Below are 16,046 nucleotides of genomic sequence, written 5' to 3' on the forward strand. Positions count from 1 at the left end.
ATGACCGTCTCCCCTCTGGTCGAGCCGCATCAGCGCCTCGACGGCCGTCTCGGCACCGGCGCCATCGTCTTCATGGTCATCGCGGCAGCCGCCCCGCTCACCGTGATCGGCGGCAACGTGCCCATCGCGATCGGTGCGGGCAACGGGCCGGGGGCGCCGATCGGCTTCGCCCTCGCCGCCGTCATCCTGCTCGTCTTCTCCGTCGGCTTCGTCACCATGACCCCGTTCGTGAAGGAGGCCGGGGCGTTCTTCTCGTACGTGACCGCGGGCCTCGGCTCTCGCCTCGGACTGGGGTCGGCGTTCACGGCGCTGATCGCGTACACGGCCATCCAGGTCGGCATCTACGGCTACATGGGCTGGGCTGTCGACGACCTCGTCACCTTCTTCGGAGGCCCGAGCCTGCCCTGGTGGCTCTACTCCTTCGCGACGATGGCGATCGTCGCCGTGCTCGGCTACCGGCACATCGACCTGAGCGCCAAGGTGCTCGGAGTCGCGCTCGCGCTCGAGATCCTCGTGGTCGTCGTGCTCGACGTCGTGATCTTCGCCACCGGGGGCGCCGAGGGCATCGCCCTCGAGACCTTCGACCCGTCCTATGTGTTCACCGGCGGAATCGGCGTGGCCGTGCTGTTCGCGCTCACCGGGTTCATCGGCTTCGAAGCGACCGCGGTGTTCCGCGATGAGGCGCGGGAGCCCGAGAAGACCATCCCCCGCGCCACCTACCTCGCCGTCATCATCATCGGCGTCTTCTACGCCCTCTCCTGCTGGGCGCTGGTGACCGGCGTCGGTGCCGGAAACGCGGTCGCCGTCGCGCAGCAGACGCTCGCCGGCGAGGGCAACCTGCTGCTCGACACGACCACGCAGTACCTCGGCCCCATCCTGCGCGACGTCGTGCAGGTGCTGCTGATCACGAGCCTGTTCGCCTGCGTGCTCTCGTTCCACAACGTGATCGCGCGGTACCAGTTCACGCTCGCGCAGAAGGCCGTGCTGCCGGCGCGACTCGGTCGGCGGCACGCCGCGCATCACTCGCCCGCCTTCTCGTCGATCGTGCAGACCGTCACGGCGGCGATCCTGCTGGCCGTCCTCGCCCTGCTCGGCCTGGACCCCCTCGTCGGCGTGTTCGGCTCGATGGCAGGCGTCGCCACCGTCGGCATGGTGCTGCTCATGCTGACCACCTCGATCGCCGTGCTGGTGTTCTTCGCGCGACGGCCCGAGCTCGCCGCGGGCCGCCGGGTGCGCGCCGGCGTCTTCCCGATCCTCGCGGTCATCGGACTCGCGTTCGCCCTCTGGCTCGTCCTGTCGAACTTCACCCTGGTGACGGGCGGCAGCGTGGCGGTGAGCGCGGCGCTGGCACTCATTCCCGTCGCAGCCGTGGTCGTCGGTATCGTGTTGGGCAGGCGCTTCCGACTCGACACCCCCCGTTTCGAGGAGTCCGCGGACGAGGAAGCTCCAGCCGCCTAGCCGACGACGAAGAGACGAGGGAGACCGATGGACCTGGGCTCCCCCGCGCTCGGAGCGATACGCCGCACGACCGCGGTCGACACGGTGCGCGCCCGCATCTCCTTGGCCGTCGAACTGGGCATGCTCATCCCCGGGCAGCGACTGCCGAGCTCCGAAGACACCGCGCGCGCGTTCGGAGTCAGTGAGATGACGGCGCGACGCGCCTATCGGATGCTCAGCGACGAAGGAGTCGTCGTGCGGCGCCCCGGAAACGCCGGCGGCACCTTCGTCGCGGACGCCCCCTCGGTCGGCACGGTGGTGGAGATCGACGCCTATCGAGCGGATGCCGCGCACGTGCACTCCCTCATCGATCAGCGGGCCGCGCTCGAGGCCGGTCTCGCGACTCTGGTGAGCGCGCATCCGAGCGAGAAGGTGCTCGCGCAACTGGAAGCCCTGGTCGACGAGATGGGCAGTGCTCCCGACTGGACGGGTTTCCGCACGGCCGACAGCGCCTTCCACGCCACCCTCGCCGAGGCGTCGGCGCTTCCCGGAGCGATCGAGCTGCACCACCGCGTGTCGCACGAGCTCTACGCGTACTTCATCCCCTATCGCATCGACTACCTGCGGGCCTCGAACGAAGAGCACGCGCGATTGGTGGAGGCTCTACGTTCGGGCGATGCCGCCGCTGCGGGCCGCCTCGCCTTCGAGCACGTCGCCGAGCTGCACACCTCGATGTACATCGGACTCCCGCCGGCCTGACGCACCCTGGGGCACCCGTCCCCGCAGCATCCGCCCGCGCAGCACCCGCTCATCCGCGTCCCTGATCCGGCATGCGCCTGTCCGCGACGTCGGGGGGTTGACACCTTCCGAGGTTCTATGGTTAGTTACTCATGTAAGTAACCCATGAACCACCTGGAGGACTCGTGATCGAAGAAGGCAAGCCGCTCTTCCTCCAGATCGCCGAGCAGATCGAGGACTCGATCGTCGACGGCTCGCTCGCCGAGGAGGCACAGGCACCCTCGACGAACGAGCTCGCCTCGTTCTACCGGATCAACCCCGCCACCGCAGCCAAGGGAGTCGCCATGCTCACCGACAAGGGAGTGCTCTACAAGCGCCGAGGCATCGGCATGTTCGTGGCCGAGGGCGCCAGGGACATGCTCCTCGGCGAGCGCCGCTCGGCCTTCGCCGACCGCTACATCGACCCGCTCCTCGCCGAAGCCCGCACGCTGGGCCTCGGCCCCGACGACCTCGCGGACCTGCTCCGGCAGCGCGCCGCACAGACCCCCATCGCAGAAGGGAAGACCCCCGCATGACCGCCGTCATCGAGGTGCAGAACCTCAGCAAGCGCTACAAGGAGAAGCGAGCGCTCGACAACGTGTCGCTCCGCATCGAAGGCAACGCCATCTACGGTCTGCTCGGCCGCAACGGCGCCGGCAAGACGACCCTCATGTCGATCCTCACCGCGCAGAACTTCGAATCGTCCGGAACCGTGAGGGTCTTCGGCGAGCACCCCTACGAGAACGCCCATGTGCTCGGCAGGATCTGCTTCGTCCGCGAGAGTCAGAAGTACCCGGACGACGCCCACCCGCGGCACGCGTTCAAGGCCGCCAGCCTCTTCTTCCCGAACTGGGACCAGGCCCTCGCCGACGAACTCGTCGCCGAGTTCCAGCTGCCGATGAAGCAGACGATCAAGAAGCTCTCGCGCGGTCAGCTCTCCGCGGTCGGCGTGATCATCGGTCTCGCCTCCCGCGCCGAGATCACCTTCTTCGACGAGCCGTACCTCGGACTCGACGCCGTCGCCCGGCAGATCTTCTACGACCGTCTCCTCGAGGACTACGCCGAGCACCCGCGCACGATCATCCTGTCGTCGCACCTGATCGACGAGGTGTCGAACCTCATCGAGAAGGTCATCCTGATCGACGACGGCCGGATCCTCCTGAGTGAGGACACGGATGCTCTGCGCGAGCGCGCCGTCACCGTCGTGGGCGACGCCGCCAAGGTCGATGCCTGGGTCGAGGGCCGCGAGGTCCTGCATCGGGAATCGCTGGGGCGCGTGGCATCCGTCACCGTGCTCGGCGCCCTGTCGGCGACGGAGCGCGCCGAGGTCACGGCATCCGGTCTGGATCTCGCTCCGGTCTCGCTGCAGCAGCTGGTCGTCCGGCTCACGCAGAAGGCGGAGCACTCCGCGGCGACGGGCACCGCCACGAGAGCATCCGCCACGAAAGAGGAGGTCCGCTGATGCGACGCACCGTCAACGTCATCCGTCTGCAGCTGATCAACAAGGGCACCTTCGTCTGGTATCCGCTGATGATCCTCGGCGCGGCGACCGTGATCTCGATCCTGATCTACGCGATGATCCCGGTCGACACCCCGAAGTACGGCGGCGGCGGCCAGGCCCCGCTCTGGTACTTCTTCGCCATCGGACTGTCGGCGATGACGCTCACCTTCCCGTTCTCGCAGGCGATGAGCATCACGCGGCGCGAGTTCTTCTTCGGCACGATGCTCACCGCGATCATCGGCAGTGCCCTCATGGGCGTGCTGTTCCTGATCGGCGGCGGCATCGAGGTCGCGACGAACGGCTACGGGGTGAACGGGTACGTGTTCTACCTGCCCTGGCTGTGGGATGCCGGGCCCCTCGGCGCCTTCATCGTGTACTTCACCCTTGCACTGTTCTTCTTCGTGGTCGGGTTCACCGGCGCGACGATCTACAAGAGCTGGGGGCAGCTGGTGCTGCTCATCGTCGGCATCGGGCTCACGCTGCTGCTGGTCGGCCTCGTCTTCCTGGCGACCCGGCTCGAGCTCTGGCCGCACGTCGGCGCGGCGATCAACGATCTCGGAGCGCTGGGTCTGGCGCTCTGGGGCCTGCTGATCACCGCGGTGCTCACGGGAGTCTCGTTCCTCGCCTTCCGGAGGGCGATCCCCTGATCCGATCCATGGCGACGGATGCCGCGACTGCACACTGTGCGGTCGCGGCATCCGTCTTCCGCATCCGTCGAACGAGTGTTCACGGAGTGGAAATCGAGTGTGAACGCCGTTCCTTTAGAGTTCATGGCGGGAAATGCGTGCCCGCCCACGGGGGTGGTCGGCCGCGATGGGGATACCGTGCGTCGAGGCGCGCTGTGCTGATTCTGGGGAGAACGACATGCACGTCACTGGGGACCGCCGCTGGGGAGCGGCCGACGATCGCGGAATGCGCAAGCGGCGGAGGGCGACGCTCTGGGGAGCCGTCGCCACCGTTGCGGCGCTGGCCTTCGGCGGGCTCGCCGCACCTCTCGCCTCCGCCGACACCGCGCCGGCGGCCGGCACTCCGGAGACCTACGCCTCCGACGCGCTGCCCACCGTGCAGATCGACGGTGTGGTGTACGCGCAGGAAGTGGTCGGGAACACGGTCTACGTCGGCGGAAGCTTCGCCAAGGCCCGCGCCGCAGGTTCGCCCGTCGGTTCGAACGAGACGCCGCGGGCGAACCTGCTCGCGTACGACCTGACGACAGGCGCCCTGATCAGTTCCTGGAACCCGGGCACCAACGGCACCGTCCTCGACATCAAGAAGTCGGCCGACGGCTCCCGCATCTACGTGGCCGGCATGTTCTCGCAGGCCGCCGGCGCCTGGCGCTATCGCGTCGCGGCCTTCGATACGGCCACCGGCGCGCTGGTCACGTCGTGGGCGCCAGAGGCGAACGGCAAGGTCGAAGCGATCGCCGTGAGCGGATCGGCGATCTACCTCGCCGGCGAGTTCACCACCATCAACGGCGCGCAGCGCCCGAAGATCGCCGCAGTGTCACCGTCCACCGCCGCCGTGACCTCCTTCACGGCCGCTGTCAAAGGCGGATACGGCGCGAAGGCCGTCGTCGTCTCACCGGACTCCAGCAAGATCGTGATCTCCGGCTCCTTCACGTCGGTCAACGGCTCGACCAATCCCGGGCGGGGGATCACCGCCCTCAACGCCAGCACCGGGGCGATCATGCCGTGGGCGATGAACAGCATCCTGCGCAATGCCGACAGCTACGACGGCATGTACGCGACCATGTACTCCTTGACCTCTGACGGCGAGAGCGTCTACGGCACCGGCACCGCCCATGGGCCGATGCCCGAGGGCGGTTTCGAAGGCGCGTTCCGCGCGAACTGGAGCGACGGGAGTCTGCAGTGGTTGGAGGACTGCCACGGCGACAGCTATGACATCGCGCCCGCAGGCGACGCTGTGTACGTGGTCGGCCACCCGCACGACTGCAGCAGGAACGGGGGCTTCCCCGATGCCAGATCCACGTACAAGAACTCGATCGCCTTCTCCAAGTCGCCGACCGGACCGATCACCGCGAAGAACACTGTGCCGGGCGGGTATCGCAACTTCGAAGGCAACCCGGGACCTTCGCTGCTGCATTGGTTCCCGGATTGGACACCCGGCACCTACACGGGCCAGTCGCAGGGTCCGTGGCAGATCACCGCCGCCGGCGACTACCTGCTGATCGGCGGGGAGTTCCTCAAGGTGAACGGCACACCGCAGCAGGGCATCGTCCGGCTGGCGAAGAAGAACGTCGCCCCGAACAAGCAGGGTCCGCAGGTGCAGGGCGGCGCGTGGACGCTCACCACGACCCCGTCCAAAGACGGCAATCTCCTCTCCTGGAGCGCGAACCACGATCGCGACAACCAGAGCCTGCACTACCAGGTGTTCCGGCAGGACAAGGGAATGACCACGCCCCTCTACGAGACCGACCAGCTCTCGAACTTCTGGACCCGACCCGCGATGTCGTACCGCGACGCGACGGCCGTGCCGGGCGCCGTCTACAACTACCGCGTCAAGGTGATCGACGCCTTCGGCAACAGCACGCAGAGCGACTGGACTGCCGTCACGACAGACCCCAACGGAACCCCGCCGAACCAGGCTCCGACCGCGGCCTTCACGCCGACGCCGAGCGGCCTCTCGGTGACGGTCGACGGTGCGGCCTCGACGGATCCCGACGGCACGATCGCGTCGTACGCGTGGACTTTCGGAGACAGCAGCACGGCCACGGGCGCGAAGGCGTCGCATACCTACGCCGTCGCCGGGACCTACTCGATCACGCTCACCGTGACGGACAACCGGGCGGGCACGACCTCAGTGACCAGGCAGGTGACCGTCGCGAAGGCATCGGCGGGCGGACCTCTCGTGTCCGACACCTTCACCCGCACGGTCGCGGCCGGGGCGTGGGGGGCATCGGATGTCGGCGGCGCATGGATGCTCACCGGTGGATCCGCCGCGTTCTCCGTCGCGAACGGCAGGGGAACAGTGGCGCTGACGCCATCAGCCACGCGGACCGCCCGACTCGGCCTGTCGATGACCGACACCGTGATTCGCGTCTCCGTCGCCGCCGACCAGGTCGCGACCGGCGGAGCGGCGACCGCGACCGTCATCGGACGCCAGGTCGGCGCGTCCACCTACTCGGCACGCCTGCGCTTCGAAACCGGTGGTGCCGTGCGGCTGTATCTGCTGCGTGATGAGGTGGCTCTCGGCTCGTACCTGATGCCCGGAGCGACCTACACGCCGGGCACGGTGCTCACCGTGAGCTTCTCGGTCACCGGCACCGACCCGACCACGCTCGCCGCAAAGGTCTGGAAGTCGACCGACACCGAGCCGGTGACGTGGCAGGTCACGGCGACCGATACAACCGCCGGGATGCAGACACCGGGCACGATCGGGCTGACCAACACCGTTTCGGCGGCCTCGACTCTGCCGACCACCACCTTCACCTGGGACGATCTGACCGTCGTCACGCCCTGACGTCTCGGCACCGATACCCGCCGACGTCTCCGAAGACAACCCGTTGGCCGCGGCGCGCGGCGACCGGTACCGTCGCTGCACGTGAAGACCTCTACCACTCGCACGCGTCGTGCGAGTATCTCCCTCGCCCTCCGCGAAGCCGTGCACCCGGCCCGACTGCTGCTCGTCGCCAAGACGACTCTCGCCGTCGGCCTCGCCTGGACGATCGCCCCGCACATGCCGGGCGTGACCGACGACTACCCGTACTACGCACCGCTCGGCGCACTCGCGAGCATGTACCCGACCCTGATGGGCTCGGTGAGATCGGGCCTGCAGACCCTGATCGGCCTCGTCACGGGGATCGGCCTCGCGACCCTGGTCGTGATCACGGTCGGGCCGACCTGGTGGACGGTTCCGCTCGTGATCGGCGTCGGAGTCCTCCTCTCAGGCACGGGCTGGTTCGGCGCCGGCCGCGAGTACGTGCCGATCGCGGCGCTGTTCGTGCTCGTCGTCGGAGGGCAGGATGCCGAGGACTACTCCCTCGGCTACCTCACGCAGATGGCGGTGGGAGTCGTGATCGGGCTGCTGGTGAACGTGCTCATCGCCCCCGCTCCGCTCACCGTGGCTGCAGAAGCGCGTGTCGAGGCCTTCCGCGCCCAGCTGGGTGCGCACCTGCACGACATCGGCTCCGCGGTGTCGGAGTCGTGGCCACCCGAGCATGAGCAGTGGGCTGACGACGCGGCATCCCTCGCCGACACGTCGGCGGCTCTGCGGGCCGCGCTCGCCGAGGCCGACGAGAGCCGGCGCGGGAACCTGCGGGCGCGAGGACGCCGCGGGGAGACGCAGCACATCCACGAGCAGCTCGCCACGCTCGATCGCGTCGCCCACCTCATCCGCGATATCTCGGATGCCACGGCCGACACGATCTGGGAGCGCCCGGCCGCGCTGCCCCTCGACCCCGCCCTGCCGGAGCCGCTGTCGGAGGCCTGCCACGCGGTCGCCGACGTGATCGCGCAGGAGGATCCGTCGTCGAGCGAGGGCCACCGGCAGCGGAGCGAGGCCGCGGGCGCCGTCCGTCGGCTGCTCGAGCTCGTCGACGACCGCACGCTCGATGTGGGCCGATCGATGGGCCCCGGGGTGCTCACGTCCATGCACCTTCGTCGCATCCTCATTTTGAGCGGGGACTAGGCGGCGCGAACTCCCCCTGCCCTGCGGCACTCCGCGTCGCTACTCTGTGTGCGTGAGCGCATCCGATCCTGCGGAACTCCCCGACAGCGTCCGCACGCGCCTGCGCGACGAACTCCACCACCGTCTGCGACCGATGTCGGGCAACGATCCTCACGACCGCAGTCGACGCTCGACTCCGCTCGAACTCCTCTACGACCTGGTGTACGTCATCGCCTTCGGGCGCGCGGCCGAGGAGCTCGCCCACCAGCTCGCACAGGGCGACCCGGGCCCCGCCTTCGGCGCGTTCCTCTTCGTGATCTTCGCGATCAGCTGGGCGTGGATGAACTTCACCTGGTTCGCATCCGCCTACGGCAACGACGACGCGCTTTTCCGCGTCGCGACGATCGTGCAGATGGTCGGCGCCGTGCTGCTGACCTTCGGCCTCCCGGTGGCCTTCGAGACGGCGCAGCACGGCGAGAGCCCGAACAACGCCCTGCTCGTCGCCGGATACCTGGTGATGCGGGTGCCGCTCATCGCGCTCTGGCTGCGAGCGGCGCGTGGTGACGCCGCCCGGCGCTCCACCGCACGGGCCTACGCCCTGACGATCGCCGTCGCGCAGCTCGGGTGGGTCCTGACCGTCGTCGTGCCGATCCCGACGCCGGTCACCATCGTCCTCCTGGTGCTTCTCGCCTTCGCGGAGATGACGGCTCCTGTCATCATCGAACGCCGTCTCGGACGCGCACCGTGGAATCCGGGACACCTCGGCGAGCGATTCAGCCTGCTCACGATCATCGTCATCGGCGAGGTCGTGTGGGCGACGACGACGGCCGTCGGAGCCCTCGTCGAGGAGCACGGATGGAGCGCCTCCGCAGTCATCATCGCGGCATTCGGGCTGCTGCTCGCCGCGAGCATCTGGTGGGCGTACTTCCTCGTCCCCTCCACCACGGTGCTCGAGCTCGAGCCTGCGAGGGTCTTCGCCTGGCGCTATGCGCACCTCCCGATGTTCGGGGCCATCGCGGCAATCGGCGCGGGTCTTCGCGTCGCGGCGGAGGGCGTCGGCGAAGGACATCTGTCGCTCACGCTCATCGCCCTGTCCCTGGCGATCCCCGTGTCTGTCGTGCTCCTGTCGATCTTCGCCACCTGGAGTCTGCTCGTGCGGTCGTACGACTTCTCGCACGTCCCGCTCCTGGCCGCGAGCCTCACGCCCATGATCGCCGCGGTGGTGTTCGCTCTCTCGGTCGACGGGGGCGGAGAGGTCGAGGCGGCCGACTCGGTGACCGCCCTCACGATCATCGTCTCGCTGGTCGCCCTGTCGTTCGTCGTCGAGGTCATCGGGCACGAGCGTGTGGGTTTCCGGCACACGGTGCGCGCCCTCGCGCGGGGGTCTGCGAGATTCGCGCGCAGCTAGATCGTGTCGTCGGCCGCGACGAGGTCGAGCTGCCAGTACCGGCCGTCCGGGTCGGCCTCGTCGTGCGCCTTCTCGGCTGCTTCGAGAACCTCGTTGAGCGCGGTCATGGCCGCGTCGAACTCGCTCTCCGTCAGCCGGATGGTGCGCTGCGTGAAAGCCGCGTGCACCTCGGTCGTACGGCCGGTGACGTACTCGGGCGTCCAGGCGAGCACGCGACGCACGAGGTCGTGATGGTCCTCCGCAAGCGCGCCGACGACGGCTGCGCCGAGCGTCTCGTCCGGCACGGGGTTCTCGGGACCGCCGAGGTTGAGCGCGCCCTTGCGCCCGGTCCAGACCCGGTCGCGTCGATCGCGCGCCTTCTCCGGCGCCTCTTCGATGAGGCCGGCATCCGCGAGGGTGCGCAGGTGGAAGCTGACGCTGTTCGCCGGCACGCCCAGCTCGGCGGCGACGTCGGCGGCGCGCAGGAATCCGCGGCGCGCGATCAGCCTGAGGATCTGGCGGCGCAGCGGGTGGGAGTAGGCCTTCAGCATCGCCGAGGTCATCCATACGGTGTCTTCGCTCGAGCGACGCGGCTTCTGCTCCTCCATCCCCCGATCCTACCTGCACCGATAGTTGCGCAATGAGACTTGCGCAACTGTTCTTGCGCATATACGCTCAAGCCATGAGCACCGCGACCGCCCCGCACCGTCTCTGGCGCAATCGCCGCTACCTCACCTGGCTGGTGAGCGACACGAGCAAGGGCCTCGCCGCATCGCTCTTCGCCTTCGCGATCCCCCTGCTCGCCCTCATCGTCACGAACGACCCCGCACAGGCCGGCATCATCGGCGGCGCGGGCATGGTCGCGCGTCTGCTCACGACCCTCGTCGGCGGCATCCTCGCCGATCGCCACCGGCGCATCGTGCTCATGCTGCTCGGCTCGCTCCTCGGCATCCTGCTCGCCGGCGCCTTCACCCTGCTCGCTCTCGCCGACGCGCTCACGTTCGGGTCGCTGCTCGTGATCGACGTGCTGCTCGCCGCCCGCAGCGGGCTCTTCGACGTCGCCGGCGAGAGCGCGATCAAGGAGATCGTCCCGGATGAGGCGATGGGCCGGGCGCAGGCCGCGAACCAGGGAAGGGATGCCGCGCTGCAGCTGGCCGGCGGACCCATCGGCGGACTCCTGCTCGGGGTCGGCGGCTGGCTCGTCGGCGTCGCGATGACCGTCTGCCACCTGGTCGCCGCCGTGACGGCCTGGATGCTGGGACGCGAAGCCCGCCGCGCCGGGATCGTCGACGTCGGAGCGGATGCCGACGATTCGGCGACCGCCTCGGCCGGGAAGCCCGATGCCTGGGCCGAACTGCGCGAAGGCTTCGCCTGGCTGATGTCGCGCCCCGACCTCGGCGGCGTGCTGCTGATCATCACGACGATCAACCTCGGCTTCAACGCGGCCATCACGACCGTGATCTACGCGCTGCAGCAGGACGGGTACCCCGAGGTGCTGATCGGCGCGATGACCGCGGGGGTCGGGGCGGTGATGCTCGTCGGCGCTCTGTTCGCACCGCTGCTCGTGCCCCGAATCGCGTCGGGCCGCCTGGCGATCATCGGACTGTCGATCGCCGCGATCGGCGCCATCGTCGTCTCGATGGTGACCGAGCCCTGGGCCATCGTCGCCGTGCTCGGCGTCGCGGTGCTGATGATCCCCGCCCTCAATGCCGGGATGATGGGCTACTTCATGGTCGCGACGCCCACCCAGCTGCTCGGCCGTGCGAACAGCGCCGCGGGAGTGCTCGGCATGGGCGCCCTGCCGCTCGCGCCGCTCATCGCCGGCTTCGGCCTCACGTGGATCGGCCGCGAGTGGACGCTGCTCGTGTGCGCCGGACTCTGCGTGATCGCCGTCGCCCTGGCCCTCGGCAACCGGGCGCTCCGCGCGCTGCCCGTCGAGTCGCGCTGGGCGGAGCACGCGAAGCAGTACGAATCGGCCTGACCCACGGCATCCGGGGTTCGGGACTTCGCAGAACGACGCGAACGTCGCAGGAATCCTCCGGGTGCCTGCGAATTCCGTGCTGTTCTGCGAATTCCTCGCGTGACTAGAGCGCGCCGGCGAGCGCGGCGATGCCGAGGATCACCGAGACGAGCGCCAGCACGAGGGCGATCGAGATCAGCACCACGTGCACCCGGAGGAACGCCGTCGCCCTGCCGTTCTCGTCCCTCGCCCGCGGATCCTTGGCGACCCGCTTGTAGAACTGCGGCCAGACGATCGCATTGAAGGCGGCGTTGAGGAAGAGCACGATGGCGAGGGGGATCACCCCTCCACGGTAGCCGCCGGATTCTTGGACTCGAACATGTATCAGGATGCTCTTGCCGTGCTCCTGGTAGGTGTGATCACAATGGGCTTCATGATCGACGGTGCACCCGGCGCCGCTCTCGATCCTGCTTCGGGCGGGGGCCCGGCGCGCTGGCAGCGAGCCGCAGACCTCTTCGACGCATGGCGCGAGGGTGACGGTCGCGCGATGGACGAGCTCGTACGTCTGATGACGCCCGTGCTGTGGCACGTCGTGCGCGCGTACGGGCTCGAGCGCACCCTGGCCGAAGACGTGCTGCAGACGACCTGGCTGCAGCTGGTGCGGGGGCAGTCGTCGATCGCGGATCCGCGGGCGGTGTCGGCCTGGCTCACGACCACCGCACGTCGCGAGGCCTGGAAGATCGGCAAGGCGCACGGCCGCATCGACACGACGGATGCCGACGACCTCGACGCCCTGCTCCCCGAGCAGGTGTCCGCCGAGGAGCATGCGGCCATCGGCGACGAGAACCGCCGGCTGTGGCTGGCGGTTCAGCGTCTCGCCGAACGCTGCCAGCGACTGCTCCGCGTCATCGCGTTCGAGGATCGTCCTGACTACGCGCGCCTCGCCGCGGACCTCGGGATGCCGGTCGGCAGCATCGGCCCCACCCGGAACCGGTGCCTCGCCAAACTGCGCGCCCTGCTGGACGCGCCGACGCCGCGGACGGAGGGACTGTCATGACCGAGCACGACGACGCCGAGGTGTTCGCCCGGCTCCGCTCGCTGTGGCGCGCGGTCGATCCGGTGCCCGCGGGACTGATCGATCGCATGGTCGCCGCGGTCGCCTCCGACGACCTCTCCCACGAGTACGCCCTGCTGACGCTCGTGGAAGGCCCCCTCGGCGCGGTGCGCGGAGACGCCGACGCCCTCACTCTGCAGTTCAGCGACGGCACCACCAGCATCCTCCTCCACGTCACGACGACGGGTTCCGGACGCCGCCGGGTCGACGGCTGGGTCGACACCGCGACGGCGGAGATCGTGCTGACGCAGGGCGAGCGCTCGATCTCGAAGTCTCCGGCGGAGACCGGCCGGTTCGTGTTCGACGAGGTCCCGCCCGGTCTCACCCGCGTGCGCCTGACCGCCGGCGACGGCGACGAGACGCGCACTCTCGCGACGCCGCAGTTCGAGTTGTGATCACGGGCGCTGCCCGTCGATGATGCCGCGGGGCGACCCGCAGGGAGAGGATGATCCATGGAGCAGCCCAAGGGATGGACCTGGCAGGACCGCGCGGAGGGTTCGATCCGTCGCGGCACGGCCCTCGATCCGAGCCTGGAGCCGGTCGACGGCATCCGCGCCTTCCCCACCGCCTACCTGCCGCAGCGCCTGCTGATCACCCGGAGCGAGGGCGACCAGGAGGAGTACGACCAGGAGGTGCGCACTCTGCGCGATGCCGCCGACACGTTCGGGTGGCAGCTCGTCGTCGAGCCGGACGCACGTGCGGCACGGTCGATCCTCCCCGGGGTTCCGGGGTTCCTGCGCGCCTACCTGACGACGCCCGACGAGCCCGCCCGCGGCGAGTCGCCGGTCGCCCCCGACGCCTGGCGGGTGCTGCAGCGCGCCCGCCGCATGTCGCATTCGACGATGCCGCGCACCAGCCTGGAGCACGTGCTGTCGATCGACCCCGTCGGCCTCAATCCGTTCACCCGCACGAACCCGTTCACCCGCACCAACCCGTTCACGCGGACGAATCCGATCCGCGGGGCCGGAGCAGGCGGCAGCGACGACTACCTGGAGCCCGGCCGGGGCGCACGGCAGCCGGTCAGCTGGCTGGGTCCGGCACCGCAGCGCGGACCGGCCCCGAAGCGCGGCAGACGTCCTGTCGTCGCAGTGCTCGACAGCGGATGCGGGGAGCACTCCTGGCTGCCCGCCGACATCGTCACCCGCCACGTGGAGCTCGACGGCGTACCGGTCGGGTTGACCGACGACGCCGATCCGGAACGCTACCCCGACCTCTACGGCCAGCTCGACGGCGAGATCGACGCGGTTTCGGGGCACGGCACGTTCATCGCGGGCATCGTGCGGCAGGCGGCGCCGGATGCCGACATCCTCTCGGTGCGCGTCGCGGGCGCGCTCGGCATCATCGATGAGAGCTCCCTGCTGGAGGCGGTCACCCAGGTCGTGGAGCTGCTGCGTCGTCACCGGGAGAATCCGAAGACCGGGTTCCCGATCGACGTGCTGAACCTCTCGCTCGGCTACTACCACGAGACCCCCACCGACGGACTCTTCAGCCTGACCCTCTTCGGGCTGCTCGCCGCGGCGCGGGAGCTCGGCTGCGTCGTCGTGTGCTCGGCCGGCAACGACGCGATCGACCGTCCGTCCTTCCCCGCGTCGCTGTGGCCGTGGCCGGGCGCCGACAACGGCATCCCGGCGGACAAGGGCGCTCCCCTCGTCTCGGTCGGAGCGCTCAATCCGTCGGCGCAGTCGGTCGCCCTGTTCTCGAACGTCGGTCCCTGGGTGCAGACCTATGCGCCGGGTGCCGCCGTCGTCAGCACGTCGCCCGCGTTCGTCGGCGGAGAGCAGGCCACGACCAGGGCCGATGTCGACGGCCTGCGCCGTGAGACTCTCGACCCCGACGACTACCGCGGAGGCTTCGCGGTCTGGAGCGGCACGTCCTTCGCCGCCCCCTACGTCGCCGGACGCATCGCCGCGCAGCTCGGCACGGTTCCTCTTGAAGGGGTGAAGGCGGATGCTGCGGCGAAGGCCGTCGCGGCCGTGCTGAAGACCTTGCCCGCCCCGGTGGACCGGGGCTGACGCACCGCGTCCGTTCCGGAAGGCCTCGCCGCCAGCATCCGGTGGGCCGTTTGTCGGTCGAGAAGTCAGATGCAGGTCGAAACGGCCCGAATCGACCTGCAGTTGTGATCTCGACCTGGATTGTGTCGCCGCGTCGACCCGATGACGGACGGGTGCCGGAACCGCACTCTTCCGCGCGACCCCGGCGCACGGCATCCTGGACGGATGCCCCTGTCCGCGAGCGAGCTGCACCGGCGCGGCGTCGAAGCGGCGAACGCGCGGCGGTTCACGCAGGCGCGGCGCGCGCTCGACGCGGCATCCGCTCGCACCGACGATCCCGATCTGCGGGCGCGCATCGACGGCACCGTGGCATACGTGCTCGCCCAGACCGGTCAGCCGGCCGCGGCGGAGCAGCTGTGCCGCGCGGCGCTCGGACGGTCGGGGCTCGGCGCCGAGACGATCACGGTGCTCAGCGGGCAGCTCGGCACGCTGCTCACGCACGCCGGGCGGTTGGACGAGGCCGAGACCATGCTCACGCGGGCGATCGACACGTTCACGGAGATCGGCGTGGAGTCGATCGAGCTCGCGAACTGCCTGATGAACCGTTCGGTCGTGCGGATGCAGCGGCACGAGCTCGACGCCTGCACCGCCGACCTGCGCCGCGCGGTCGCCGTCTATGAGGCGACGGGGGATGAGGAGCCGCTCGCCGAGGCGCGGCACAACCTCGGCTATGCGGCGCTGCTCGGCGGCGACCTCGTCACCGCCCTCACCCTGATGACCCGCTCGCGGCCGACTCTGGCCGCCACCAGCGACCTGGCCGCCGCGATCAGCGATCAGGACCGCGCCGAGGTGTTGCGTGACGCCGGGCTGACCACCGAAGCCGAAGCGTTGCTCGGCCAGGTCGCACGCGAGTTCGGTGCGCAGCGCATGCGGCAGGCCCGCGGGGAGGCGGAGTTCCATCTCGCGCGCTCTCTGCTGCGCCACGATCCACTCGCCGCCGAGCGTGCTGCGCGCACGGCGGCTCGGCGCTTCCACGCGCTCGACAACGCCGCCTGGGCGGCCCGTGCCGACGCGGTGCGGCTGGAGGCGCAGCAGCGCGCTCGACCGCAGCGCCCCATCGCCTCCACGGAGTTCGCCTCCACCGCGAAGGCCCTCGACCGCAGCGGCTTCCGCACCGAGGCGGCGGGCCTCCGGCTGAGCGCGCGAAGAGACGGGAGCGGACGGATGCCGCGGCTCGACGCCGCGGCCCCCACACC

General features: G+C 69.7%; 14 protein-coding genes and 1 pseudogene. 13 read left to right on the forward strand and 2 right to left on the reverse strand.

The window, feature by feature from the left end:
- The 8 genes from DW306_RS18135 to DW306_RS18170 all read left to right on the forward strand — a co-directional run bounded on the left by DW306_RS18135 (nt 1) and on the right by DW306_RS18170 (nt 9,746).
- Nucleotides 1-1,458, forward strand: a complete 1,458-nt coding sequence (locus DW306_RS18135) for an APC family permease (protein ID WP_136056986.1) — start codon at nt 1-3, stop codon at nt 1,456-1,458.
- Between the two features lie 27 nt (nt 1,459-1,485).
- On the forward strand, nt 1,486-2,196 hold the full coding sequence (locus DW306_RS18140; RefSeq protein ID WP_136056987.1) for an FCD domain-containing protein: 711 nt from the start codon (nt 1,486-1,488) through the stop codon (nt 2,194-2,196).
- A 164-nt stretch (nt 2,197-2,360) separates the two neighbouring features.
- Nucleotides 2,361-2,750: a GntR family transcriptional regulator gene (locus tag DW306_RS18145; RefSeq protein WP_136056988.1), complete on the forward strand. Its 390-nt coding sequence runs from the start codon at nt 2,361-2,363 to the stop codon at nt 2,748-2,750.
- The gene (locus tag DW306_RS18150; protein ID WP_136056989.1) at nt 2,747-3,676 is read left to right on the forward strand and encodes an ABC transporter ATP-binding protein; all 930 of its coding nucleotides are present in this window, start codon (nt 2,747-2,749) and stop codon (nt 3,674-3,676) included. The genes DW306_RS18145 and DW306_RS18150 overlap by 4 nt, the downstream gene beginning before the upstream one ends.
- A complete protein-coding gene (locus tag DW306_RS18155; protein ID WP_136056990.1) occupies nt 3,676-4,362 on the forward strand; it encodes a hypothetical protein in 687 nt (228 codons plus the stop codon). Before DW306_RS18150 ends, DW306_RS18155 begins: the two co-directional genes overlap by 1 nt.
- A gap of 217 nt (nt 4,363-4,579) precedes the next feature.
- Complete coding sequence (locus DW306_RS18160; RefSeq protein ID WP_168429376.1) at nt 4,580-7,192, forward strand: PKD domain-containing protein; 2,613 nt, start codon at nt 4,580-4,582, stop codon at nt 7,190-7,192.
- Between the two features lie 81 nt (nt 7,193-7,273).
- Nucleotides 7,274-8,359 (forward strand): aromatic acid exporter family protein, encoded by a 1,086-nt coding sequence (locus tag DW306_RS18165; RefSeq protein WP_136056992.1) that lies wholly within the window; start codon nt 7,274-7,276, stop codon nt 8,357-8,359.
- 52 nt (nt 8,360-8,411) lie between these two features.
- Nucleotides 8,412-9,746, forward strand: a complete 1,335-nt coding sequence (locus DW306_RS18170; protein WP_240747263.1) for a low temperature requirement protein A — start codon at nt 8,412-8,414, stop codon at nt 9,744-9,746.
- Here DW306_RS18170 and DW306_RS18175 read toward each other — a convergent pair.
- Nucleotides 9,743-10,333, reverse strand: a complete 591-nt coding sequence (locus DW306_RS18175) for a helix-turn-helix domain-containing protein (RefSeq protein WP_136056993.1) — start codon at nt 10,331-10,333, stop codon at nt 9,743-9,745. The genes DW306_RS18170 and DW306_RS18175 overlap by 4 nt on opposite strands.
- Before the next feature lie 74 nt (nt 10,334-10,407).
- On the opposite strand from DW306_RS18175, the gene DW306_RS18180 reads away from it, so the two are divergent.
- The gene (locus DW306_RS18180; protein WP_136056994.1) at nt 10,408-11,706 is read left to right on the forward strand and encodes an MFS transporter; all 1,299 of its coding nucleotides are present in this window, start codon (nt 10,408-10,410) and stop codon (nt 11,704-11,706) included.
- 103 nt (nt 11,707-11,809) lie between these two features.
- Here DW306_RS18180 and DW306_RS18185 read toward each other — a convergent pair whose 3' ends face one another.
- Nucleotides 11,810-12,028 carry a hypothetical protein gene (locus tag DW306_RS18185; RefSeq protein ID WP_136056995.1) on the reverse strand — a complete coding sequence of 73 codons (219 nt, stop codon included), beginning with the start codon at nt 12,026-12,028 and terminating at the stop codon, nt 11,810-11,812.
- Between the two features lie 90 nt (nt 12,029-12,118).
- Here DW306_RS18185 and DW306_RS18190 point away from each other — a divergent pair, with 90 nt between their 5' ends.
- From DW306_RS18190 to DW306_RS18205, 4 genes and pseudogenes are all read left to right on the forward strand, one after another.
- Nucleotides 12,119-12,742, forward strand: a complete 624-nt coding sequence (locus DW306_RS18190; RefSeq protein ID WP_240747264.1) for a sigma-70 family RNA polymerase sigma factor — start codon at nt 12,119-12,121, stop codon at nt 12,740-12,742.
- Nucleotides 12,739-13,194 (forward strand): hypothetical protein, encoded by a 456-nt coding sequence (locus tag DW306_RS18195; RefSeq protein WP_136056996.1) that lies wholly within the window; start codon nt 12,739-12,741, stop codon nt 13,192-13,194. Before DW306_RS18190 ends, DW306_RS18195 begins: the two co-directional genes overlap by 4 nt.
- 57 nt (nt 13,195-13,251) lie before the next feature.
- Complete coding sequence (locus DW306_RS18200; protein WP_136056997.1) at nt 13,252-14,811, forward strand: S8/S53 family peptidase; 1,560 nt, start codon at nt 13,252-13,254, stop codon at nt 14,809-14,811.
- A gap of 204 nt (nt 14,812-15,015) precedes the next feature.
- A pseudogene (locus DW306_RS18205) lies at nt 15,016-16,046 on the forward strand (hypothetical protein); the annotation flags it as partial.

Source organism: Microbacterium sp. K24, assembly GCF_004794465.1.
GTDB lineage: Bacteria > Actinomycetota > Actinomycetes > Actinomycetales > Microbacteriaceae > Microbacterium.